The sequence below is a fragment of the Pseudomonas sp. B7 genome (assembly GCF_016735645.1).
Lineage (GTDB): Bacteria > Pseudomonadota > Gammaproteobacteria > Pseudomonadales > Pseudomonadaceae > Aquipseudomonas > Aquipseudomonas glycinae.
Genome location: NZ_JAERRE010000007.1, coordinates 290,097 through 313,775, shown reverse-complemented (window position 1 = coordinate 313,775; position 23,679 = coordinate 290,097). Strand labels below are relative to the sequence as shown.

The following is a 23,679-nucleotide window of genomic DNA, read 5'->3' as shown; positions in this document are numbered from 1 at the left end:
CCCCCCTCAAGGCACATCATCACGATGACAGCAGCGGTTTCCATTCGTAGGCCGTGCAGCAGCGTCAAGCTTTAAAGGCCGGCATTTTGCGACAACGTGAACCTCTGCGCAAATGCTGACGTCAACCGACCGTCGGTTTGTCATAAAATTGCCGGACAACCTGCCCAATGACCGCTTGAGGAGCACACACCATGGCCTACTGGCTGATGAAATCCGAGCCCGACGAGCTCTCGATCAAGGGCCTGGAAAAGCTCGGCAAGGCGCGCTGGGACGGGGTTCGCAACTATCAGGCACGCAATTTCCTGCGGGCCATGGCGGTGGGGGACGAATTCTTTTTCTACCACTCCAGCTGCCCGGAGCCGGGAATTGCCGGAATCGGCAAAATAATCGAAGCCGCGTACCCGGATCCCACCGCACTGGAACCGCAAAGCCATTACTACGACCCGAAAGCCACCCCGGATAAAAACCCCTGGAGCGCGATTGATGTCGCCCACGTCGAAACTTTCAGCCGGGTCTTGACGCTGGATTATCTGAAACAGCAGACCGCGTTGGCCGAGATGCCGCTGGTGCAGAGAGGCTCGCGACTGTCGGTGATGCCGGTGACGGCCGAGCAGTGGGCGGCAGTACTCGGTTTGCGCTGAGAGGCGTTGCCCCTTGCGGCTGACATGACTCAGCGCTGCCTGCGTCGCCGATCATTTGACAGACATCAAGCGATGCCATCGCTTTACCCGTCAGACTGAACGCCCAAGCCGCAGGATGCCCTCATGTCAACGTACCGACGCTCCTCTCTGTTATACGCCGGCGCCCTCATCCTGTTGTTGATGGCGGCCGGAGGCTTCGGCTACTGGAAGTCCATGAGCAACCGCCTTCCCGAGGGGCTTCACAGCGCAAACGGGCGACTCGAGGCCACGCAAGTGCAGATCGCCAGCAAGACCCCGGGACGTCTTGCCGAGGTCTTGGTCGATGAAGGCGACAAGGTCAGCAAAGGGCAACTGCTTGCTCGAATGGACACCCGAACCCTCGAGGCCCAGCGCAATCAGGCCGAAGCCGAGGTTATCCGCGCCCGCGAGAACCTCGCCGCCGCCCAGGCCAACGTACAGTTGCGCCTGAGCGAGCAACTGCTGGCCCAGCAAGAACTTGGCCGCTCACAGTCGTTGTTCAAGCATGGTTTTGTCAGCGCGCAGGTTATCGATCAACTGCAATCACGGATCGGCACCGCTAGCGCTGCTGTGACTGCTGCCCGGGCACAGGTCGCTGCAGTCAGCGCGGCCATCGGTGCAGCCCAGGCCCAGGTTGCGCAACTGGCCAGCGAGATCGATGACAGCCGTCTGCGCGCGCCGATCGACGGGCTGATCCAGCTGCGCATGGCCGAACCCGGCGAAGTGCTGGGTGCCGGCGGCCGAGTCCTGCTGCTGATCGATCCCGGCGACCAATACATGAATCTTTACTTGCCGGCCTCCGTCGCCGGGCGTCTGGCGGTCGGCGATGAAGCGCGGATCCTGCTCGACGCCCTGCCCGACCAGGCATTGCCGGCGAAAGTCAGTTTCGTGGCGGCCAAATCGCAATTCACACCCAAAGAGGTTGAAACCCGCGACGAGCGGCAAAAACTGGTCTTTCGCGTCAAGCTGCGACTGACTCGACCTGGCGACGTCCCCCAGGCCAAGCCCGGCATGCCCGGCACGGGCTATGTGCGCACCGCGCCGATCGACTGGCCGGCGCATCTGCAATGAACAGCGTCGCGGTTCACGCGAACGCCATCACTCACCGCTATGGCGAGCGGCAAGCGCTGGATGGCATCGCGTTCGGCCTGCCGGCCGGTACCCGCTGCGGCTTGATTGGCCCTGACGGAGCGGGCAAATCCAGTCTGTTGGGGCTGATTGCGGGCGTGAAAGCCCTCCAGCAAGGGCAACTGGAAGTGCTTGGCGGTCCGATCCAGGATCGCAGCCACCGCAACACGCTGTACGCGCGTATCGCTTTCATGCCGCAGGGATTGGGCGGCAACCTGTACCCGGAACTGTCGATCCGCGAGAACGTGCATTTTTTCGCCACCTTGTTCGGCCTCTCCGCCGACGAAAGCGCGCAGCGCCTGCACAACCTGTTGCTCGCCACTGATCTGCTGAGGTTCGCCGATCGACCGGCCGGCAAACTCTCCGGTGGCATGAAACAGAAACTCGGACTGTGTTGCGCACTGATTCACGAACCGGATCTGTTGATCCTCGACGAGCCGACCACCGGCGTCGATCCGCTCTCGCGCCGCAAGTTCTGGGAATTGATCGACGATGTTCGGCGCCAACGACCGCAGCTGACCCTGCTGGTCGCCACGGCCTACATGGAGGAAGCTGAACAATTCGAGCATTGCCTGATGCTCGACGGCGGCCGGATGATCGCCACCGGTCTGAGCCGCGAACTGGCTGCTGTCACGCCCAGCGGCAAGCTTGATGACGCCTTCACTCATTTTCAGGGTGAAAGCCGTCACGCCACTCAACCGCTGCACATCCCGCCTTACACCGGCAACACCGATATTGCCATCGAGGCTCACGACCTGACGTTGCGTTTCGGCAACTTTACGGCTGTGGATCGCGTCAGCTTCGCCATCGGGCGAGGCGAGATTTTCGGTTTCCTTGGCTCCAATGGCTGCGGCAAGACCACCACAATGAAAGTCCTGACCGGACTGATGCCCGCCAGCGAAGGTAACGCAACGCTGCTGGGCAATCCGGTGGATGCGAAGGATCTGGCCACGCGCAAACGGGTCGGATTCATGTCTCAGAGCTTTTCGCTGTATGGCGAACTCAGCGTGCGGCAAAACCTTGAACTGCACGCACGCCTGTTCGATTTGCCGAAAACCGAGAGCGCCCAGCGCATCGACGCGCTGATTCAACGCTTCGATCTGCACGGTGTCGCCAATCAATCGTCCGGGGCCTTGCCTCTGGGAATACGCCAGCGCCTGTCACTGGCGGTCGCGGTCTTGCACAGCCCGGAAGTGCTGATTCTGGATGAGCCGACCTCTGGAGTTGATCCCGCGGCGCGAGACGATTTCTGGCGCCTGTTGATCGAACTGTCCCGTGATCAAGGCGTGACCATTTTCCTTTCCACCCATTTCATGAACGAAGCTCAGCGTTGCGACCGCATTTCCCTGATGCACGCGGGCAAAGTGCTGGCCTGTGACACGCCGACGGCACTGCAACAACAGTTTGGCGGCAAGTCCCTGGAGGCGGCGTTCGTGACCTGCCTTGAACAGGCTCAGGGTAGTGCCGAAACCGCCCCGCCTCCCGCGCCGTCACCGGCCCCGAAGGCGCCGGCCAGCTCCGTCAGGGAGCGGGTTTTCAGTTTCGGTCGTCTGACGGCAGTGGCTCGCCGCGAAGGCAAAGAACTGATCCGCGACAAAGTGCGCATGGCGTTTGCACTGCTGGGTGCCATTTTCATGATGGTGATTTTTGGCTTCGGGATTTCCCTGGATGTAGAGAACCTGGCCTTCGCCGTGTATGACCAGGATCAAACGCCACAAAGCCGCGCCTATCTGGAGGCCTTCCGCGGCTCCCGCTATTTCGCCGAACAGCCGCCCATCGAAGATGCACAGGCTCTGCACCGCCGGCTGCAACGTTCGGAAATCAAACTGGCGCTGGAGATCCCGCCCGGATTCGGCCGCGACCTGTACGCCGGACATCGGCCGGAAGTCGCGGCGTGGCTGGATGGCGGCATGCCCTTTCGCGCCGAGACCAGTCGCAACTACGTCGAGGCCGTCCATCTGGCCAATCTTGAGCAACTTGCCGAACAAAGCAGCCCGGCATTGACCCTGTCAGCCCCAGCCACGCTGCAGACCCGCTTTCGCTATAACCAGGATGTGGTCAGCGTCAATGCCATCGGCCCCGGCGTGATGGCGCTGATTCTGGCCTTCATTCCGGCGATGCTGACTGCGCTCGGCATCGTGCGCGAGAAAGAGCTGGGCTCGATCACCAATTTCTACGCCACGCCCCTGACCCGCCTCGAATTTCTGCTGGGCAAACAACTACCCTATCTGCTGGTCAGCCTGGTCAACCTCGCCGTGCTCGTGGCGATGAATCGCTGGCTGTTCGGCGTGCCCTTCAAGGGCAGCCTGCCGACCCTTGCGTTCGGCGGGCTGCTGTATGTACTGGCCACTACCAGCATGGGCCTGCTGATTTCAGCGTTCACCCGAACGCAGATCGCGGCGATCCTCGGCACCATGATCATCACCAGCCTGCCGACCATCCAGTTCTCGGGTCTGATCGTGCCGCGTTCTTCGCTGGAAGGAGCCGCCGCCGTGATGGGCTTGCTGTTTCCGGCCGGTCACTTCCTCGACATCGCCGTAGGAACGTTCACCAAAGCTCTGGACCTGCGTCAACTCTGGCCACAATGTCTGGCGCTGGGCGGCTTTTTTATCGGGTTCACCGGCTTGAGCCTGATCATGCTGAAGAAGCAGGAGGCCTGATGCACAAACTCGTACACATCCTGCGATTGGGTCTCAAGGAACTGACGAGCCTGCGCCATGACAGCGTGTTACTGCTGTTCCTGTTCTACGCCTTCACCGTGGCCATCTATATGCCAGCCGCCGGTTCAGTGATCGGCGTGCATAACGCCAGCGTGGCGATTGTCGACGAGGATCACAGCGCCCTTTCGCGCCAATTGGCCGAGGCGCTGCAGCCTCCGGAATTCCAGACGCCGGTAACGCTGCCCTACGAGCAACTGGATGAAGTCATGGACAGCGGCCGATACACGTTCGTCATCAACATCCCCGCCGGTTTTCAGACCGACCTGCTCGCGGGTCGCCAGCCAGCCCTGCAAGTCAACGTCGACGCCACCGCCATGAGCCAGGCGTTCATGGGCGCCGGCTACATCAGCCGAATATTTCAGCGTGAATTATTGGCATATTCAGGCCAGGGTGATGTGCAGACCGGGTCTGCGGTACAACTGACGACTCGAGCCCTGTTCAATACCAATCTTGAGGGCGGCTGGTTTCTGGCCGTGATTCAGATCGTCAACAACATCACCATTCTGGCGATCATTCTGACCGGCACCGCGCTCCTGCGCGAGCGCGAACACGGCACCCTGGATCATTTGCTGGTGCTGCCGCTGACCGCACTGGAAATCATGCTGGCGAAAGTCTGGAGCAATCTGCTGGTGGTGGTGCTATGCACCTGGCTGTCACTGGAAGTGATTGTCAAAGGAGCGTTGGGCGTACCTTTATCCGGCTCATTGAGCCTGTTTTTGCTGGTCACGGCCGTTTATCTGTTCGCCAGCACCGCGCTGGGTATCTTCCTGGCAACGCTGGCGCGTTCGACACCGCAGTTCGGCCTGCTGGCCATCCCGGTGATTATCCCGATGCTGCTGTTGTCGGGCGGCAGCACACCGCTGGACAGCATGCCGCAGTGGTTGCAATGGGTCATGCAAGGGTCACCGTCCACCCACTTCGTCAGCCTCGGCACCGCGATCCTGTTTCGCGACGCCGGACTGAGCGTAGTGTGGCCTGATTTGCTGGCGCTGGTCGTGATCGGTTTACTGTTCTTTTTCATCGCCCTGGCACGGTTTCGCAAGAGCCTGGCGTCGTGAACAACCGCGACGACGTTTACTGAATGATCAGGTTGTTGAACAACAGATCCTCGACCACCGGCTTGCCGGTCTCGTCATTCATCACTTGCTGGGTCTGCTTCAAGGCTTCCTGACGCAGTTTTTCCTTGCCCTCGATGCTGCCCATCGCATCGGTGGTCTGCTGAGTGAACAGCGCCACCAGTTGATTACGGATCAGCGGCTCGTTGGCCTTGACCAGTTTGGTCGCCTCTTCGCCGGTCACCCGCAGTGCCACGTCGGCCTTGTAGACCTTGAGCTTCGGAGTGCCATCCAGCCCGTAGTTGCCCACGAACGGCGGGCTCAGGGTGATGTAGTTGACCTTCGGCGCCTCGCCCTCTTTGGCTTCTTCGGCCAGCGCTGCCACAGGCAGAGACAGGGCCAGCAACAACATGATCCACGCTTTCACAATTCGCTCCTTATCCGGTTTGCGGCCTAGCATAACGACCCGCCGCGCAAGCACAAGCTTATGGCGGACTATCAGGGCCGGGCATGCTCGTTGACCCGTTGACTGCCACACCTACACTTATCGGCCATCACTCCCAAAGGAATAGCCCTGATGAAAGCCGTGCTGTGCAAAGCCTTCGGCCCTGCCGAATCGCTGGTGCTGGAAGACGTCGCCAGTCCTGTCGCCAAGAAGAACGAAATCCTGCTGGACGTGCACGCCGCCGGGGTCAACTTCCCGGACACGCTGATCATCGAGGGCAAATACCAGTTCAAGCCGCCCTTCCCGTTCTCGCCCGGTGGCGAGGCCGCCGGCGTGGTCAGCGAAGTGGGTGAAAAGGTCAGTCACCTGAAAGTCGGCGACCGGGTCATGGCCCTGACCGGCTGGGGCAGCTTCGCCGAGCAGGTCGCAGTGCCGGGCTATAACGTGCTGCCAATCCCGCCCTCGATGGATTTCAACACCGCCGCCGCGTTCAGCATGACCTACGGCACGTCGATGCACGCCCTCAAGCAGCGCGGCAACCTGCAACCGGGCGAAACCCTGTTGGTGCTTGGTGCTTCCGGTGGTGTTGGCCTGGCCGCCGTGGAAATCGGCAAAGCCATGGGCGCCCGGGTGATTGCCGCCGCCAGCAGCGCGGAAAAACTTGCCGTGGCCAAGGCTGCCGGTGCCGACGAACTGATCAACTACAGCGAAACCAGCCTCAAGGACGAAATCAAGCGCCTGACCGACGGCCAGGGCGCCGACGTGATCTACGACCCGGTCGGCGGCGACCTGTTCGACCAGGCCATCCGCGCCATCGCCTGGAACGGCCGCCTGCTGGTAGTCGGTTTCGCCAGCGGACGCATTCCCGAACTGCCGGTCAACCTCGCTCTGCTCAAGGGCGCGGCGGTACTCGGCGTGTTCTGGGGCTCCTTCGCCCAACGCCAGCCACAGGACAACGCGGCGAACTTCCAGCAACTGTTCGGCTGGTTCGCTGAGGGCAAGCTGAAGCCGCTGGTGTCACAGGTGTATCCGCTGGGCAATGCCGCGCAGGCGATCAATGATCTCGGGCAGCGCAAGGCTGTCGGAAAAGTCGTGGTGCAAGTGCGCTGAGCCTGAACTCTCCCAAGGCCAGAATCGCGGAACTAGCGGTTCTGGCCTTTTTTATATCAATGGAAAGTAGCCACACATTTATTCAACGACTTGGCGGTAGATATGTACCGCAATCTTTGTAAAAAACCACGATAGTTTTCTGCCATACAGACACAAGGAGTAACTGTATGAGCAATCAAGACTGGACACCTGGCAAACTAACGATACACACACCAATCGTCATTTCTGACAAAGAGCAAGACTTTAAAGGCTTGGAAGGTGGTGGCTATGGTGGCCCGAGGCCGGGATATAGATTAAATGCTGCAACCGCACAGCAAACACTTAGCGTTCGAAATACGTTAGATGGTGAATATCGTCAAAAACTTCTTGAAACACCAGCCGCAATCAACTCCGAGCTTATCAACAATGGAGTGACGAGCACCGAATCCAGCCTGCCATCTGACCTCCCCACTATTGAACGTGAAAAAAACACCATAGCTCGGATGATTCAGCTAAAAAACGAGAGCCGGCAACGTAGCCTGATTCAGGCCAACAGCTTCTATGGCAGTGATCCCCACCACAAGTCAACGCAGGAGTATATAAATACTTTCAATACCCACTTAATCGGAAATGAGAGGGCGCCTGGAGAAGTCCATCGGCAGTGGAAAAAATCATATATGGCGGGCTATTCGGTCTGGCTGTATACCGAGTCTATCCGCATTCTCACACACCGTTTTCAACAGCTTGACGCTGCTCACGCGGCTGCGCTGGCTCGACAACATGCGGCACACCAAGCGGCAGTTCAACAGGCCACAGCGGCACGAGCGGCTGCTGAACAAGCGGCAAGAGCAGAGGCAGCGCGTGCTGCTGCCGAACACGCAGCACAGGAGCAAGCCAGGCAACGCGAAGCGGAGAAGCAGATTGAAGAACAGAGAGCACAAAGGGCCGCTTCTGAAGCTGCAGACCGGTTCGATGCAGTGCTTAAGCAGCTGACGGTAAATCGGCCAGAAGCCTCAAGTGAAAAACTTCAACGATTAAAGGAAACCCATCAAAAGCTGTATGCCGCGCATGTCGAAGCATCAAAAGCCGAGCGCGCATTCAAAAATTTCTACAATTTTCAAAGACGGAAAAGACGCTGGAAAACGATTAGGGACTCACAAAAAGAAATCAGTGAGCTAACAGGACAGATAAAAAACAGCACAAGGATAAAACTGCCTACTGTTGACGGTACTGTTACATCTGTTTACCCCTTGGTAATCAGCTCTGACGGACTAATTACGGGACTTGAAGGCTCGCCTTTCACCTTAGGCAAGGCGCTCGACACCCTCGGCGCCCTACGCGGGGCAATTTCCGCTGGGCCAGTCAGTACGTTTCTAGCTTCAGTTTTTTTATACGCCGACACTCGGCAATGGCGAACTGCAGCGCAACCCGTTGATTCTTACGATCCCTTTATCACAACTCGCCCAGAACGATGGGCGTGTAGCACTTCCTGGACCGGCCGAGGCCAACTGGCTCCCTGCCCGCGCAGTATCGTCGGTTAAGAGAGAGCACACGCAGCTCTATTTACGCTCAGCCGATCCAGGTCAAACGGTCAGAGTCAGGCAAGCAAAGTTTAATCGCTCGGACAATCTCTACACCTTCACGACCGAGGGTTTGTTCCCAATCACGTTGACCTGGACGCCCAAGACGCCTCCTGGAGACGACATTCCCGCCACCACTGAATTGCCCGCAACCGACTCTGGAACCAGAATTTATTCCGGAGCCCGCGTTACCCAGATTGAAGGCCGGCTAGACGAGCACCCTGCCTGTGAAATAGACGACCCTGATGACTACATCCTGACGTTTCCCATCGAGTCGGGAATCGAATCCATCTACATGATGGCCACCCGCGGCGGCCCGCGTAACGAACCGGGTACGGTAATCGGCAGGGGTAAGGAGGTCGGGGGTAATTGGTTGGGTAGCGCGGCAGAATCAGGTGGCGCCCCGATTCCCGCGCAGATCGCAGATAAGTTGCGTGGTAAGGACTTCAGGAATTTCGACAGATTCAGGGAAGGGTTCTGGCGTGCAGTCGCTGCTGACTCGGAACTTTCAAAACAGTTCGGTAAGGCTGACCTAAAGTTATTAACGAATGGAGCAGCTCCTAGCACGGACGAGGTAGACTCTGTTGGCCGAAGGGACAAATACGAAATCCACCATATACATCACATCAAAGATGGTGGCGAAGTTTACAATATTGACAACTTAACCATAATCACCCCTCGCGCACATATAGAACTACACAAGAATGGTATAGAACCATGAAATTAAAAGACAAAATCGAAGATTATACCGAAACTGAATTTCTGCTTTTCGTAACGGAGTTTTTCGAGAATACAAACAGCCTGACCGGCGACGCACTAAGCGCATACACAAGTAATCTCGCACTTCATTTTGAGAAAATAACCGAGCACCCGAGAAAGCGCGCGGTAATTTTCCGACCGACACCCGACCGTGAGGACAGTGCCGCTGGAGTAGTAGAAGAAATCAAAAAATGGCGCCAGGCAAACGGCAAGCCCGGATTCAAGGCTGAATAATTCATAAATCAGACAGTGTCACACCTACAGCGACACTGTCTGGCTTTTTACTAAAGCAATTCGCGAATATCCTCCGGCAACAAATTCACATACCGACTATTCGGGCTTTTTCCACAGCGATCAATAATGTAGCGGGCACGCTCATTGAGCTTGGCAATCAAGCCCAGTCGACGTTCGTTCGAAAGCTGACTTGTATAAACCACGCTGGATAAATACGCCCGCGTGTAATGAAAGACCGGCAAGTGAACCCAGGAAGAAACCGGACGGCGAATGGCGTATTGGTGGAGATCGACACATCGCACTCTGCGCAGCCATTGGTTTGCATGAATCGGAGAGTCAATATCCAGTCGAAAAAACATGGGGGCGATGACTTCCATTTCTGCGGGTTTGCCCGCCTCTACCGTCCATGACCTGAATCGCCATTGCCGCAGGGCATCAGTGACCGCTGCGGAAAAATCAGGATGCTCACTTTCCAGAATAGCGATGTCACTCACCGAGCCATCTGCATTGGCGGTGAAACGCACACGAACCTCACCCATGACCCCCGCCTTGGCAAGTTCGCGAGGATAAACCGGACCCGGATTATTATCGGGGATCAACACCACCTCTGCTGCTCCTGCAATCCCCATCAACGCCAGTAGAACCAGAGCAAAAAACCACCGCATGACCCACCCCTTCAAGCTGAAATGCCGAACCGGCAACAGCACAAAGACTACGGAGCAATGGCTTTCAACTGAATGGCGCAGCTTCTGCTTTGGATGCAGGACATTGCCTAAGCTGCGACGGGAAATTGATCGAAAACGCTGCGTAAACGTTCGCAGGTAATTTTTCTGACAGACCACTCTCTCTGGCTGCCGTCCCGGCATTTCCCAGCAACAAGCGCTCCTGAACTTGCGGTTTTCCCGCATGACGGATGATCAGCACCGTGGCATTACGCAAACCGGACTGGGCCGGGTGATCGGCGTAAATCAATCCCAGCACCGCAACGGCGATAACCGCCGCCGCCAATAATCGACGCATGAGCATGCGAACCTTCAAAGCCATCATTCATCTCTGCTGATCGATCGGTCGACGGATCGCGAGTCTAAGCCAGCCCACCTTCACAAGTAGTGAAAACGCCCTGTTCTTACAGCAGAGCGACAGGTTCGTAAAAGAACGTGCGACTTCCAACATTTTCCACTGTTTTGCCGATGGTAAGCGGTGCTATTTTCGGTAACGAAACTGTAACATTCGCATCCGCAGTCAAAACAAGAAATCTGGAGCTCTTGAATGTTTGCTTTCTTTCGTCCTGCCGCACATCAGGCTCCATTGCCTGAAGAAAAAATCGACAGCACCTACCGACGCCTGCGTTGGCAGATCTTCGCCGGCATCTTCTTTGGTTACGCGGGTTACTACCTGCTGCGCAAGAACTTCTCGCTGGCCATGCCGTACCTGATCGACGAAGGCTACAGCCGTGGCGATCTGGGCCTGGCAATGTCGGCCATCGCCATCGCCTACGGTCTGTCCAAGTTCCTCATGGGCCTGGTTTCCGACCGCTCCAACCCGCGTTACTTCCTGCCGTTCGGCCTGCTGGTATCGGCCGGGGTGATGTTCATTTTCGGTTTCGCGCCTTGGGCAACCTCCAGCGTGACCATGATGTTCATCCTGCTGTTCATCAACGGTTGGGCCCAGGGCATGGGCTGGCCGCCGAGCGGACGCACGATGGTGCACTGGTGGTCGCAGAAGGAACGTGGCGGCGTGGTGTCGGTGTGGAACGTGGCGCATAACGTCGGTGGCGGTCTGATCGGCCCGCTGTTCCTGATCGGCATGGGCCTGTTCAACGACTGGCACGCAGCGTTCTACGTCCCGGCCGCCGTGGCTCTGGCAGTAGCGGTGTTCGCTTTCGTGACCATGCGTGACACCCCGCAATCGGTCGGCCTGCCGCCGATCGAGAAGTACAAGAACGACTACCCGGAAGGCTACGACGCCAGCCACGAAGACGAATTCAGCGCCAAGGAAATCTTCGTCAAATACGTGCTGCGCAACAAAATGCTCTGGTACATCGCCATGGCCAACGTCTTCGTCTACCTGCTGCGTTACGGCGTGCTGGACTGGGCGCCGACCTACCTGAAAGAAGCCAAGGGTTTCACCGTGGATAAAACCTCGTGGGCCTATTTCTTCTACGAATGGGCGGGGATTCCGGGCACGCTGCTGTGCGGCTGGATGTCGGACAAGATCTTCCGTGGCAACCGTGGCCTGACCGGCATGGTGTTCATGGCCCTGGTGACCGTCGCGACGCTGGTGTACTGGCTGAACCCGGCCGGCAACCCGACCATCGACATGATCGCGCTGTTCTCAATCGGCTTCCTGATCTACGGCCCGGTGATGCTGATCGGCCTGCAAGCGCTGGAACTGGCGCCGAAGAAAGCCGCCGGCACTGCCGCAGGCTTCACCGGTCTGTTCGGGTATCTGGGTGGTTCGGTCGCGGCCAGTGCAGCGATGGGCTACACCGTGGACCATTTCGGCTGGGATGGTGGTTTCGTGCTGCTGGTGGGCGCTTGCCTGCTGTCGATGGCCTTCCTGGCCCCGACCCTGTGGCACAAGCAAGTCGCCAGTCAGAGCCGTGAAGCGGTCGCCTGATCGGCCTTTGACTTACAGCGCTTGAGCCGCGCCTCCAGATTCCGGTCTGGCATGGCGTGGCTGCGCAGGGCGTGAGCGGTCTGCTCGACATAATCGCGAGTAGTGCCGTAACGTCCGCAAGCGCTTTCGAACACCTGGCTCAGCACATGATCCGGCAAGTTGCCGGCATAGCTGGGCAGGTGTCGCTCCAATACGAATCCCAAGGCCTGAACCTGGCTGCCATCTTCGAGTCGGCAGTTGAGCCAGTGTGGCCGATAGGACGGGAACGGCATTTCGCGTTTCCACAATGCATACAGCGCGCGGTCCAGGTTCTCTTCCGGCAACCGATAGGCGAAGCCGCTGCACGAACCGCCACGGTCCAGACCAAAGACCAGACCCGGCATTTCCGGCGTGCCGCGATGCTCGTGAGACCACAAGTACAAGCCACGGTGATAGCCATGCACGCGCCCACGCACCCGCTCGACGGCTGTGCATTCCGGCCGCCAGATCAGCGAACCGTAGGCGAACAGCCACACCGGCCCGCCCTTGTGGCGTGCCATGGTCGATTGCATGGAAGCGAGAAGTTGTTCGTGCGTCAGCTGCGGCCCAAGATCGAGCCGCGGAGGGTAAGCCAGGTTCAGAAAAGCGTTTTCAATGGCGCTCATGGCGAATAGCGTTCAGCTCCCCGCGGGTGAAGAATTACTTAATAGAACGCACCGCTGTAACAATAAGGCACATATGTTTTAAGGCAATTTGAGTGCCATGGCACAGTTCTTAATTGATTGCCTGATGGATATATAACCTACCGGTATTTATGTAATTACATAAATACCGGTAGGTTATATGGAGAGTTATAAAGAACTCAGGAGCGGGGTGCGTAAGCAAATACATCCGCACGCATCTGATGGGCATCCATCCCGGCTTCGACCAGCGCATCCAGCGTGCCGTAGACCATGGCCGGAGAGCCACTGGCATAGACGTGCAGCGATTTCAGATCAGGGAAATCCTCACATACCGCTTCGTGCAACATGCCGCAGCGCCCCTCCCAGCCGCACTGGTCACTGACCACTTTGTGCAGGAACAGATTGGGCAACTTCAGCCATTCGTCCCAATGCTCGATTTCATAAAAATCTTCCGGACGACGCACGCCCCAATACAGATGCACCGGGTGTTTGAAGCCCGTGGCCCGGCAATGCTCGATCAGGCTGTGGATCTGGCCCATGCCAGTACCAGCGGCGATCAGCACCAGCGGCCCGTCCGGCAGTTCCGCCAGGTGGGTATCGCCGAACGGCAGTTCGACCCGCACCATCGAGTTGCGCCTGAGCTGATCGATCAGGCTCAGCGCACTGGATTCGCGCGCCAGCACATGGATTTCCAGATCGCGCCCGCCGTGAGGCGCCGAAGCCATGGAGAACGCCGATTTCTCGCCATTCTCGCGCTCGATCATCAAATACTGACCGGCGTGATAGCGCGGCGGCTTGCCGGCCGGTGCCCGCAGGCGCACACGAAAGGTATCGCCACCGACGTCCCGGCATTCGATGACCTGACACGACACGCTGCGCACGGGCAGTTCTCCCAGCGCGAGCACGCCATCCCACAGCACGATGCAGTCTTCCAGCGGCTCCGCTATGCAAGTGTAGAACTCGCCGTGGTCGTGCACCTTGCCGGCCTGTTCGACCCGGCCTTCCACCAGCAGTGCCGCACACACATGGCAATTGCCATTGCGGCAGCTTCGCGGGCATTCGTAGCCCAGGCGCCGCGCGCCATCGAGAATCCGCTCTCCGGGCTGTATCTCGAGCACCGCTCCGGAGGGCTGCAGGGTTACACGCATCAATCTATTCCTAACTGATTCCAGATGGCATCGATCCGTTGGGTGACGGCGTCATCCTTGACGATGACGCGGCCCCACTCGCGAGTGGTTTCGCCCGGCCACTTGTGGGTGGCGTCCAGGCCCATCTTCGAGCCGAGCCCCGACACCGGCGAAGCGAAGTCGAGGTAGTCGATCGGCGTATTGTCGATCATCACCGTGTCGCGCTTGGGGTCCATGCGCGTGGTGATGGCCCAGATCACGTCGTTCCAGTCCCGCGCGTTGATGTCGTCGTCGGTGACAATAACGAACTTGGTGTACATGAACTGTCGCAAAAACGACCAGACACCCAGCATCACGCGCTTGGCGTGGCCCGGATACGACTTCTTCATCGTCACCACGGCCATGCGGTACGAGCAGCCTTCCGGCGGCAGGTAGAAGTCGGTGATCTCCGGGAACTGCTTCTGCAGGATCGGCACGAACACTTCATTCAGTGCCACACCGAGAATCGCCGGCTCATCCGGCGGACGGCCGGTGTAGGTGCTGTGGTAGATCGGCTTGATCCGGTGGGTGATGCGCTCGACGGTGAACACCGGGAAGCTGTCGACTTCGTTGTAGTAACCGGTGTGATCGCCGTACGGGCCTTCATCGGCCATTTCACCCGGATGAATCACGCCTTCGAGAATGATTTCGGCAGTCGCCGGCACTTGCAGGTCGTTGCCACGGCACTTCACCAGCTCCGTGCGGCTGTCGCGCAGCAGACCGGCGAAGGCATATTCGGAGAGGCTGTCCGGTACCGGCGTCACCGCGCCAAGAATGGTCGCAGGATCCGCGCCAAGAGCCACGGACACCGGGAACGGCTGGCCCGGATGCTTCTCGCACCACTCACGGAAATCCAGCGCACCGCCACGGTGGCTGAGCCAGCGCATGATGACCTTGTTGCGGCCGATCACTTGCTGACGGTAGATGCCGAGGTTCTGCCGATCCTTGTTCGGACCTTTGGTGACGGTCAGGCCCCAGGTGATCAGCGGCGCCACGTCGCCCGGCCAGCAGGTCTGCACCGGCAGCATCGCCAGATCGACGTCGTCGCCTTCGATGACCACTTCCTGGCACGGTGCGTCTTTGATGACTTTCGGCGCCATCGCGATGATCTTGCGGAAGATCGGCAGCTTCGACCACGCGTCTTTCAAGCCCTTCGGCGGCTCAGGTTCCTTGAGGAACGCCAGCAGCTTGCCGATTTCGCGCAGCTCGCTGACCGACTCGGCACCCATGCCCATGGCGACCCGCTCGGGCGTGCCGAACAGGTTGCCAAGCACCGGAATGTCATAGCCGGTCGGTTTTTCGAACAGCAACGCCGGGCCCTTGGCCCGCAACGTGCGGTCGCACACCTCGGTCATTTCCAGCACCGGCGAGACGGGAATCTGGATGCGTTTCAACTCTCCGCGCTGCTCAAGCTGCTGCACGAAATCCCGAAGATCCTTGAATTTCATTGACGATGGCACCCTCAAAATAGGCGTACATCCTACCTGCTATGCCGGTCGCTGGCAGCCCGTCACTGCTTACTTGGCTGCATTCGCCTGACCTTTTCCAAGATTTGTCCTGGCCTGCAGGCTAACAAACAAGGGTTCGAGGATCGGTGCCACGAAACGTGCGCCGACCTCCGACAGGTGATTGTCATCGGTGTACAGCGAGTAACCACCGAGCTCTGCACGGCAAAGACCGCTCTCATCGCACAGCTTCGGCGCCGGATCGATGACGCGTACCGCCGGATCCTTCGCCAGATCAGCGAACAGCTGACTGATGAAAGCCTGGCGTTTGTGGTGTTCAGCGACGTTCAACCCGACGTCGTCCACAGGACGATCGAGCATCGCCAGCCGCGTCAGACGGTATGGCGGGCTGAAGTCCTGCAACGGCGCCTCTTTTACCAGCCAGACCCGATGCCCACCGGCCCGCAACTGCGCCACCCGCGCGCGCAGACCATCAGTCAGGCGTTGCTCGGCGACGGCACGGTCGTATTGCCCGTCAGGCGTTCTCAAGACATGGCCCAGATCACCTTTGGCATCGCCATAGAGATACAGACTCCAGCGCGCAACCAGCACCACATCACTGACGGCTTGCGGTTTGATTGCCTGCACCACTCGTTGGTTGAACCGCGCGCAGCGGGCGTCATGCTCAAGACCTTCCACCGGTATGCAGCCCGGCGAACTGGCGAGCATCACGCTGACGCCATGGGCTTTTGCCCCGTCATCAAAGACCGGGATCAACGCCGTGGCATGACTGTCGCCCCAGACCAGCGCCCGCGAAGCACGGTTTTGCAATCCGTAATGGCAAAACAGCTTGTCATCGGGAGTCTTGTCGTCGGCCAGGCATGCCATCAACTCCGGCCGCCATTCACGGCCCTTGGCGTATTGCAGCGCCTGATCGGACAACCGCCATGGCAACCCATCGGTCCAGCGCAGGGTTTGTCCGGCCAACCCAAGCACCAGCACGCCGCAGGCACCGGCCAGGAGAATCTGCCGACGCCCGGCCAAGACGCGACGCTCGCGAAATGGCGTCTCGATGAGTTTCCATGACAGATAACCCAGCACCAGCGTCAGCAGGATCATCCCGGCGCTGTCGAAGGCGCCCGGTTCCTCGACGCTGGCGTAGCTGGAAAACACGAACACCGGCCAGTGCCACAAATACCAGGAATAGGAAATCAGGCCCAGGCCGACCATGGCCCGACTGCTCAAGAATTGACCCACCCAGGTCTGGCGATGACCGTTGGCCAGAATCAGCAGCACAACGCCAAGCACCGGCAGCAATGCAGCCGCACCGGGAAACGGCGTGCGCTTGTCGAAACCGAACACCGCCAACAGAATCAGGCCCATGCCGAGCAAGCTCAAGAATTGCGCCGCCATCGGCTTGAGGCGCCAGCCATGCATCGGCGCGATCGCCAGCATCGCTCCGGCCAGCAGCTCCCACGCTCGCATCGGTAACAGAAAGAAGGCTTTTTCCGGGTGCTGATGGACCGCCCAGACGCTCAGCCCGAACGACACGAGCAGTACGCCGAACAACGCCAGCCGCCAGTGTTTCAAGCGACTCGACATCAGCGTCAGCAACAGCGGGAAGACGATATAGAACTGTTCCTCCACCGCCAGCGACCAGGTGTGCAGCAGCGGTTTGAGGTCCGAGGCGACATCGAAATAGCCGTCCTGGCGCATGAACAGGATGTTCGAGACGAACATCACCTGATAACGCACCGAGCGCCCGAGCTCTTCGTAGTCCTTGGGCGCCATGAGAAACCAGCCCACCGCCAGCACCGCGATGATCATCGCAAACAGCGCAGGCAGAATCCGCCGCGCACGCCGCGACCAGAACTCGACGAAACTGAAACGGCCGGTCTGGCGCTGGTTCCAGATGATCGAGGTGATGAGGTAACCGGAAATCACGAAAAACACGTCCACACCGACAAAACCGCCGGTGAAACCCGGGACGCCAAAATGGAACAGCACCACGGCAATCACCGCGACTGCCCGCAAGCCGTCGATATCCCTTCGATAAGCGAGTGTGCTCATAAATCTCTAATGCCAATCAGATGGTTGTTTTTTGTACAGCATCGAACGCTGCTTGTTGTTTTGCCAAGTCACTGACCTTACCAGATCGCAAACCTCCTGCCGGCCGGACAAAAAACAGGCAAAAAAATGGCGCCCCCAAAGGGGCGCCATTTTCTGAATCAACCGGCGATGTTACTTGCGCTTCATCGACAGGAAGAATTCGTCGTTGGTCTTGGTCGTTTTCAGCTTGTCGACCAGGAACTCGATGGCCGCCACTTCGTCCATCGGGTGCAGCAGTTTGCGCAGGATCCACATACGCTGCAGTTCGTCGTCGGCGGTCAGCAGCTCTTCGCGACGGGTACCGGACTTGTTGATGTTGATGGCCGGGAACACACGCTTCTCGGCGATACGACGGTCCAGTGGCAGCTCCATGTTGCCGGTGCCCTTGAACTCTTCGTAGATCACTTCGTCCATCTTCGAGCCGGTTTCAACCAGCGCGGTGGCGATGATGGTCAGCGAGCCGCCTTCTTCGATGTTGCGCGCGGCGCCGAAGAAACGCTTCGGTTTCTCCAGGGCGTGGGCATCGACACCACCGGTCAGCACCTTGCCGGAGCTCGGGATCACGGTGTTGTAGGCACGGGCCAGACGGGTGATGGAGTCGAGCAGGATCACCACGTCCTTTTTGTGTTCGACCAGGCGCTTGGCCTTCTCGATCACCATTTCAGCCACTTGCACGTGACGGGTCGGCGGCTCGTCGAAGGTCGAGGCAACCACTTCGCCACGCACGGTGCGCTGCATTTCGGTCACTTCTTCCGGACGCTCGTCGATCAACAGCACGATCAGGTGAACTTCAGGATTGTTACGGGCGATGTTCGCTGCAATGTTTTGCAGCATGATCGTCTTACCGGCTTTCGGCGGTGCAACGATCAGACCACGCTGGCCTTTGCCGATCGGAGCGCACAGGTCGATCACACGACCGGTCAGGTCTTCGGTGGAACCGTTGCCGGCCTCCATCTTCATGCGCACGTTCGGGAACAGCGGGGTCAGGTTCTCGAAAAGAATCTTGTTCTTCGCGTTCTCAGGACGATCGAAGTTGATCGTGTCAACCTTGAGCAGGGCGAAATAACGCTCGCCTTCCTTAGGAGGGCGGATCTTGCCAACGATGGTGTCACCGGTACGCAAGTTGAAACGGCGGATCTGGCTCGGCGAGACGTAGATGTCGTCAGGGCCGGCGAGGTAGGAAGCGTCAGCGGAGCGCAGGAAGCCGAAGCCGTCCTGGAGAATCTCCAGCACGCCATCACCGGAGATTTCCTCACCGCTTTTAGCGTGCTTTTTCAGCAGGGAGAAAATCACGTCCTGCTTGCGCGAACGGGCCATATTTTCTATGCCCATCTGTTCGGCCAATTCGAGCAGTTCGGTAATCGGCTTTTGCTTGAGTTCAGTCAGATTCATATAGGAATGACGTAATCATTTATGGAGGGGGGGAAATTAAGCTTTTGGCTTAATGAGGCCGCGCCGCGGAGAAGGCGACAGGATCGCGTACTTATTCGAAAAGGAGTGCGTCGGCGACGGCTAGCAGGGGGCAGTGGAGAAACCAGTGCGGGGCCGAATGTACCACCTGAGTTTCGGAGCGTCTAGCCCTGAATACGCAAAAAGCCCCGCAATTTGCGGGGCTTTTTGCGGACAATCTTTACCGCGACGCTTAGATGTTGGCGTCGAGGAAAGCAGCCAGTTGCGACTTCGACAGAGCGCCGACCTTGGTCGCTTCCACGTTGCCGTTCTTGAACAGCATCAGGGTCGGAATACCACGTACGCCGTGCTTGGCAGGGGTTTCCTGGTTTTCGTCGATGTTCAGCTTGGCGACGGTCAGCTTGCCTTTGTAAGTCTCTGCAATCTCGTCCAGAACCGGAGCGATCATTTTGCAAGGGCCGCACCATTCAGCCCAGTAGTCGACCAGGACAGCGCCTTCGGCCTTGAGTACGTCGGCTTCGAAGCTAGCGTCGCTAACGTGTTTGATCAGATCGCTGCTCATGGAATTCTCCAGGTTGTAAGCAAAAAAACGTGGCCCATCATAGCCGCCCTTCCCTTGTTCAGGAAGCCGCAGATGATTGAGTCTTGCTATGGCACTCGATGAGTTTGGGTATAGCTCAAGTCACGCGCTGGCGGGGGCGATGAAGGAAATTCCGGTACGCAGGGCCGCGTTGCGCACGTGCTCCTGCATGGCTTTCTGTGCAGCGGCTGACGCCCGACGGGCCAGTGCGCGAAGGATCTTGCGGTGTTCCTGCCAGGTTTCCATGGCCCGCTCGGCGCGGATGAACGGTAGTTTCTGGCTCTCCAGAAAGATGTCGGCGCTGGCGGTGAGGATGCTCAGCATCGCCTGATTGCCGCTGGCCAGCAGGATCCGCCGGTGGAATTCGAAATCCAGTTTCGCCGCTGCCTCGAAGTCACCGACGCGCAGTTGCTCGCGCATGGCGGCAACGTTGTCTTCCAGTTCGTCCAGATCAAACGTGCTCAGCGTCACCGCCGCCAGACCGGCCGCAAACCCTTCCAGCGCATAGCGCAACTGAAAGATTTCCAGCGGCGAAGCCTGGGCGGCAAACGGCCAGGCCGGCGCGCCCTCGCCACGCGGCAGCTCCACCGGTGCCTGCACGAACACGCCTTTGCCCGGCTGGATGCTGACCACACCCAGCGCGCTCAATGACGACAACGCCTCACGCAACGAAGCGCGGCTGACGCCCAGCTGAACCGCCAGATCCCGTTGCGAGGGCAACGCATCGCCGGGGCCGAAGCCCTGCTCGGTAATCAGTTTGCGGATCGCTTGCAGCGCCACTTCGGGTACGGCGCGGGAGATCGAGTTCATGGTTTTCCAGACGGACCAGGCCAAGGTGCGGCCAGTTGTAATGCTATTCGAAGGATCAGGCAAGTCGTGCCCCAGCGGGGTTCGGCGGCGCAAGCCGATGCGCTATCGCAGTGCGAAACCCGACCTGACTGTTCAGACCAGTAAGACCGAACAAACCCGCTAAACCCGTGGCTTTGCATAGCGAAATCGGCGTTTTGGCACGCCCCGTGCTCTGTCCGATCGCAGAATTCACTTCCCGCCGATCCGGAGATTGTCCATGACGAAGCGTTACAGCGCCCTCCTCGCCGCCCTGTTTGCCGGTCTGATGCTGAGCCAGGCCCCCGCCCATGCCGACGGTCTGGATGACGTGGTCAAACGCGGCACCTTGAAAGTCGCCGTGCCTCAGGACTTTCCGCCGTTCGGTTCGGTCGGCCCGGACATGAAGCCGCGCGGCCTCGATATCGACACCGCGAAACTGCTGGCCGAACAGCTCAAGGTCAAACTCGAACTCACCCCGGTCAACAGCACCAACCGCATCCCGTTCCTCACCACCGGCAAGGTCGATCTGGTGATTTCCAGCCTCGGCAAGAACCCCGAGCGGGAGAAGGTCATCGACTTCTCCCGCGCCTACGCGCCGTTCTACCTCGCCGTGTTCGGCCCGCCGGACGCAGCCGTCAGCACCCTCGACGATCTCAAGGGCAAAACCATCAGCGTCACCCGTGGTGCCATCGAAGACATCGAGCTGACCAAGGTCGCCCCCGAAGGCGTGACCATCAAGCGCTTCGAAGACAACAACTCGACCATCGCCGCCTACCTCGCAGGCCAGGTCGACCTGATCGCCAGCGGCAACGTGGTGATGGTCGCGATCAGCGAAAAGAACCCGAAACGCGTGCCCGCGCTGAAAGTGAAGCTCAAGGATTCTCCGGTCTACGTCGGCGTGAACAAGAACGAGCCGGCGCTGCTGGGCAAGGTCAACGAGATCCTGGCTACCGCCAAGGCTGACGGCGCGCTGGAAAAGAACGCGCAGACCTGGCTCAAAGAGCCGCTGCCGGCCGACCTCTGATCGGCGCCGCGGGAGACTTTCATGGCCTATCAGTTCGATTTCTTGCCGGTGGTGGAAAACACCGACCTGCTGCTGCGCGGGGCGTTGTTCACCCTTGAGCTGACGGCCATCGGCGCGCTGTTCGGGGTTGGCGTGGGCATCGTCGGGGCGTTGGTGCGGGCGTGGGAGATCCGCCCGTTCTCGACGATCTTCGGCGTGTACGTGGAGTTGATCCGCAACACGCCGTTCCTGGTGCAGCTGTTCTTCATCTTCTTCGGCCTGCCGTCCCTCGGCGTGCAGATTTCCGAGTGGCAGGCGGCGGTGCTGGCGATGGTGATCAACCTCGGTGCGTACTCGACCGAGATCATCCGCGCCGGCATCCAGGCGATTCCGCGCGGTCAGCTGGAAGCAGCGGCGGCATTGGCGATGAGCCGTTTCGAAGCGTTCCGCCACGTGGTGCTGCTGCCGGCACTGGGCAAAGTGTGGCCGGCGCTGAGCAGCCAGATCATCATCGTCATGCTCGGTTCGGCGGTGTGTTCGCAGATCGCCACCGAGGAGTTGAGCTTCGCTGCCAACTTCATTCAGTCGCGCAACTTCCGCGCCTTTGAAACCTACGCTCTGACCACCCTCATTTATCTGTGCATGGCGCTGCTGATCCGGCAGTTGCTGAACTGGCTCGGTCGGCGCTACCTCTCGAAAAGCAGCGCAAGGAGCAGCCAATGAGCGACTTCACGTTCTGGGACATCCTGCGCAACCTGCTCACCGGCCTGCAATGGACGCTGGCGCTGTCGCTGGTGGCATTCATCGGCGGCGGGATCGTCGGGTTGCTGATCCTGATCATGCGCATCTCGAAAAACCCGCTGCCCAGCAGCATCGCCCGCACCTGGATCGAACTGTTTCAGGGCACACCGCTGTTGATGCAGCTGTTTCTGGTGTTTTTCGGCGTGGCGCTGGCCGGGGTGGAGATTTCGCCGTGGATGGCGGCGGCGATTGCCCTGACGCTGTTCACCAGTGCTTATCTGGCGGAGATCTGGCGCGGCTGCGTCGAGGCGATTCCCCACGGTCAGTGGGAAGCTTCGTCGAGCCTGGCGCTGAATCCGCTGGAGCAACTGCGCTACGTGATCCTGCCGCAGGCGCTGCGCATCGCCGTAGCGCCAACCGTGGGTTTTTCGGTGCAAGTGGTCAAGGGAACCGCGGTGACCTCGATCATCGGCTTCACCGAACTGACCAAGACCGGCGGCATGCTCGCCAACGCCACTTTCGAACCGTTCATGGTCTACGGCCTCGTCGCCCTGGGCTACTTCCTGCTCTGCTACCCCCTGTCCCTCAGTGCGCGCTACCTGGAAAGGAGACTGCATGCCTCTGCTTAGAATTTCCGCCCTGCATAAATATTACGGCGATCACCACGTGCTCAAAGGCATCGACCTGAGCGTCGAGGAAGGCCAAGTGGTGGCGATCATCGGCCGCAGCGGCTCGGGCAAGTCCACCCTGCTGCGCACCCTCAACGGTCTGGAATCGATCAACGACGGCGTGATCGAAGTCGACGGCGAATACCTGGATGCCGCCCGCGCCGACCTGCGCAGCCTGCGACAAAAGGTCGGGATGGTGTTCCAACAGTTCAACCTGTTCCCGCACCTGACGGTGGGCGAAAACGTGATGCTCGCGCCGCAAGTGGTGCAGAAAGTGCCCAAGGCCAAAGCGCAGGAACTCGCGCGGCGGATGCTGGAACGTGTGGGTCTGGGTGAGAAGTTCGATGCCTTCCCTGAGCGTCTCTCCGGCGGTCAGCAACAGCGCGTGGCGATTGCCCGGGCGCTGGCGATGTCGCCGAAGGTGCTGCTGTGCGACGAGATCACCTCGGCGCTGGATCCGGAGCTGGTCAACGAAGTGCTCAGCGTGGTCCGCCAGCTCGCGAAGGAAGGCATGACGCTGATCATGGTCACCCACGAAATGCGCTTCGCCCGGGAGGTCGGGGACAAACTGGTGTTCATGCATCAGGGCAAGGTGCACGAGGTGGGCGATCCGAAAGTGCTGTTTGCCGATCCGCAGACGCCGGAACTGGCGAATTTCATTGGCACCGTGGAAGCGACTGCCTGAAGGATTCTCAGAGACTTTTCTGGCCTCATCGTCGGATCGCCGCCCGGACCAAGCCCGCGAATGGCCGCGCCGCGGTCTTGAGACTTTATGCGCT

The 23,679-nt window shown here is 59.3% G+C and carries 23 protein-coding genes; 13 read left to right on the top strand and 10 right to left on the bottom strand.

The features are described 5' to 3' along the window. Positions 1 to 191 precede the first annotated feature (191 nt). The 4 genes from JKA62_RS17890 to JKA62_RS17875 all read left to right on the top strand — a co-directional run bounded on the left by JKA62_RS17890 (position 192) and on the right by JKA62_RS17875 (position 5,565). Positions 192 to 641 (top strand): EVE domain-containing protein, encoded by a 450-nt coding sequence (locus JKA62_RS17890; RefSeq protein ID WP_201818847.1) that lies wholly within the window; start codon positions 192 to 194, stop codon positions 639 to 641. A gap of 123 nt (positions 642 to 764) precedes the next feature. Then, on the top strand, positions 765 to 1,730 hold the full coding sequence (locus tag JKA62_RS17885) for an HlyD family secretion protein (RefSeq protein WP_011336474.1): 966 nt from the start codon (positions 765 to 767) through the stop codon (positions 1,728 to 1,730). Beyond that, the gene (gene rbbA, locus JKA62_RS17880) at positions 1,727 to 4,447 is read left to right on the top strand and encodes a ribosome-associated ATPase/putative transporter RbbA (protein WP_011336475.1); all 2,721 of its coding nucleotides are present in this window, start codon (positions 1,727 to 1,729) and stop codon (positions 4,445 to 4,447) included. The genes JKA62_RS17885 and rbbA overlap by 4 nt, the downstream gene beginning before the upstream one ends. Continuing rightward, positions 4,447 to 5,565: an ABC transporter permease gene (locus JKA62_RS17875; RefSeq protein WP_064379942.1), complete on the top strand. Its 1,119-nt coding sequence runs from the start codon at positions 4,447 to 4,449 to the stop codon at positions 5,563 to 5,565. Before rbbA ends, JKA62_RS17875 begins: the two co-directional genes overlap by 1 nt. Before the next feature lie 16 nt (positions 5,566 to 5,581). On the opposite strand, the gene JKA62_RS17870 is transcribed toward JKA62_RS17875, so the two are convergent. After that, positions 5,582 to 5,989, bottom strand: a complete 408-nt coding sequence (locus JKA62_RS17870) for a flagellar basal body-associated protein FliL (protein ID WP_007951814.1) — start codon at positions 5,987 to 5,989, stop codon at positions 5,582 to 5,584. Positions 5,990 to 6,139: 150 nt separating this feature from the next. On the opposite strand from JKA62_RS17870, the gene JKA62_RS17865 reads away from it, so the two are divergent. The 4 genes from JKA62_RS17865 to JKA62_RS17850 all read left to right on the top strand — a co-directional run bounded on the left by JKA62_RS17865 (position 6,140) and on the right by JKA62_RS17850 (position 9,669). Next, positions 6,140 to 7,117: an NADPH:quinone oxidoreductase family protein gene (locus JKA62_RS17865; protein ID WP_011336478.1), complete on the top strand. Its 978-nt coding sequence runs from the start codon at positions 6,140 to 6,142 to the stop codon at positions 7,115 to 7,117. Positions 7,118 to 7,284: 167 nt separating this feature from the next. Next, positions 7,285 to 8,637: a hypothetical protein gene (locus JKA62_RS17860; protein WP_201818846.1), complete on the top strand. Its 1,353-nt coding sequence runs from the start codon at positions 7,285 to 7,287 to the stop codon at positions 8,635 to 8,637. After that, complete coding sequence (locus JKA62_RS17855; RefSeq protein ID WP_050761175.1) at positions 8,528 to 9,397, top strand: S-type pyocin domain-containing protein; 870 nt, start codon at positions 8,528 to 8,530, stop codon at positions 9,395 to 9,397. The genes JKA62_RS17860 and JKA62_RS17855 overlap by 110 nt, the downstream gene beginning before the upstream one ends. Continuing rightward, positions 9,394 to 9,669 (top strand): bacteriocin immunity protein, encoded by a 276-nt coding sequence (locus tag JKA62_RS17850; RefSeq protein ID WP_011336728.1) that lies wholly within the window; start codon positions 9,394 to 9,396, stop codon positions 9,667 to 9,669. The genes JKA62_RS17855 and JKA62_RS17850 overlap by 4 nt, the downstream gene beginning before the upstream one ends. Before the next feature lie 50 nt (positions 9,670 to 9,719). Here JKA62_RS17850 and JKA62_RS17845 read toward each other — a convergent pair whose 3' ends face one another. Next, entirely contained in the window at positions 9,720 to 10,334 is a 615-nt protein-coding gene (locus tag JKA62_RS17845; RefSeq protein ID WP_041475457.1) for an energy transducer TonB, read from the bottom strand. Between the two features lie 64 nt (positions 10,335 to 10,398). Then, the gene (locus JKA62_RS17840) at positions 10,399 to 10,716 is read right to left on the bottom strand and encodes a hypothetical protein (protein WP_201818845.1); all 318 of its coding nucleotides are present in this window, start codon (positions 10,714 to 10,716) and stop codon (positions 10,399 to 10,401) included. A gap of 222 nt (positions 10,717 to 10,938) precedes the next feature. Here JKA62_RS17840 and glpT point away from each other — a divergent pair, with 222 nt between their 5' ends. Further along, positions 10,939 to 12,288: a glycerol-3-phosphate transporter gene (glpT, locus tag JKA62_RS17835; RefSeq protein WP_011336481.1), complete on the top strand. Its 1,350-nt coding sequence runs from the start codon at positions 10,939 to 10,941 to the stop codon at positions 12,286 to 12,288. On the opposite strand, the gene JKA62_RS17830 is transcribed toward glpT, so the two are convergent. The 7 genes from JKA62_RS17830 to JKA62_RS17800 form a co-directional block, all read right to left on the bottom strand. Then, positions 12,264 to 12,932, bottom strand: coding sequence for a gamma-glutamylcyclotransferase (locus tag JKA62_RS17830; protein ID WP_011336482.1), 669 nt, complete (start codon positions 12,930 to 12,932; stop codon positions 12,264 to 12,266). The two genes, glpT and JKA62_RS17830, sit on opposite strands and share 25 nt — an antisense overlap. A 197-nt stretch (positions 12,933 to 13,129) precedes the next feature. Then, the gene (locus JKA62_RS17825) at positions 13,130 to 14,098 is read right to left on the bottom strand and encodes a CDP-6-deoxy-delta-3,4-glucoseen reductase (RefSeq protein ID WP_011336483.1); all 969 of its coding nucleotides are present in this window, start codon (positions 14,096 to 14,098) and stop codon (positions 13,130 to 13,132) included. Further along, on the bottom strand, positions 14,098 to 15,564 hold the full coding sequence (gene ubiD, locus JKA62_RS17820; protein WP_064379935.1) for a 4-hydroxy-3-polyprenylbenzoate decarboxylase: 1,467 nt from the start codon (positions 15,562 to 15,564) through the stop codon (positions 14,098 to 14,100). The genes JKA62_RS17825 and ubiD overlap by 1 nt, the downstream gene beginning before the upstream one ends. Positions 15,565 to 15,633: 69 nt before the next feature. After that, entirely contained in the window at positions 15,634 to 17,631 is a 1,998-nt protein-coding gene (locus JKA62_RS17815) for an acyltransferase family protein (protein ID WP_201818842.1), read from the bottom strand. A gap of 171 nt (positions 17,632 to 17,802) precedes the next feature. Beyond that, positions 17,803 to 19,062 (bottom strand): transcription termination factor Rho, encoded by a 1,260-nt coding sequence (rho, locus tag JKA62_RS17810; RefSeq protein WP_007951825.1) that lies wholly within the window; start codon positions 19,060 to 19,062, stop codon positions 17,803 to 17,805. 250 nt (positions 19,063 to 19,312) lie between these two features. Continuing rightward, positions 19,313 to 19,642: a thioredoxin TrxA gene (gene trxA / locus JKA62_RS17805; protein ID WP_003206727.1), complete on the bottom strand. Its 330-nt coding sequence runs from the start codon at positions 19,640 to 19,642 to the stop codon at positions 19,313 to 19,315. A gap of 120 nt (positions 19,643 to 19,762) precedes the next feature. Then, a complete protein-coding gene (locus tag JKA62_RS17800; protein ID WP_011336487.1) occupies positions 19,763 to 20,470 on the bottom strand; it encodes a FadR/GntR family transcriptional regulator in 708 nt (235 codons plus the stop codon). Between the two features lie 256 nt (positions 20,471 to 20,726). Here JKA62_RS17800 and JKA62_RS17795 point away from each other — a divergent pair, with 256 nt between their 5' ends. From JKA62_RS17795 to JKA62_RS17780, 4 genes are read left to right on the top strand one after another with little or no spacing between them, the layout of a single operon-like run. Then, a complete protein-coding gene (locus JKA62_RS17795) occupies positions 20,727 to 21,512 on the top strand; it encodes a transporter substrate-binding domain-containing protein (protein WP_085689913.1) in 786 nt (261 codons plus the stop codon). A 21-nt stretch (positions 21,513 to 21,533) separates the two neighbouring features. Beyond that, positions 21,534 to 22,214: an amino acid ABC transporter permease gene (locus JKA62_RS17790; protein WP_201818840.1), complete on the top strand. Its 681-nt coding sequence runs from the start codon at positions 21,534 to 21,536 to the stop codon at positions 22,212 to 22,214. Further along, on the top strand, positions 22,211 to 22,861 hold the full coding sequence (locus JKA62_RS17785; protein ID WP_011336490.1) for an amino acid ABC transporter permease: 651 nt from the start codon (positions 22,211 to 22,213) through the stop codon (positions 22,859 to 22,861). The genes JKA62_RS17790 and JKA62_RS17785 overlap by 4 nt, the downstream gene beginning before the upstream one ends. Beyond that, positions 22,848 to 23,585 carry an amino acid ABC transporter ATP-binding protein gene (locus JKA62_RS17780; protein ID WP_011336491.1) on the top strand — a complete coding sequence of 246 codons (738 nt, stop codon included), beginning with the start codon at positions 22,848 to 22,850 and terminating at the stop codon, positions 23,583 to 23,585. The genes JKA62_RS17785 and JKA62_RS17780 overlap by 14 nt, the downstream gene beginning before the upstream one ends. Positions 23,586 to 23,679: the final 94 nt, after the last annotated feature.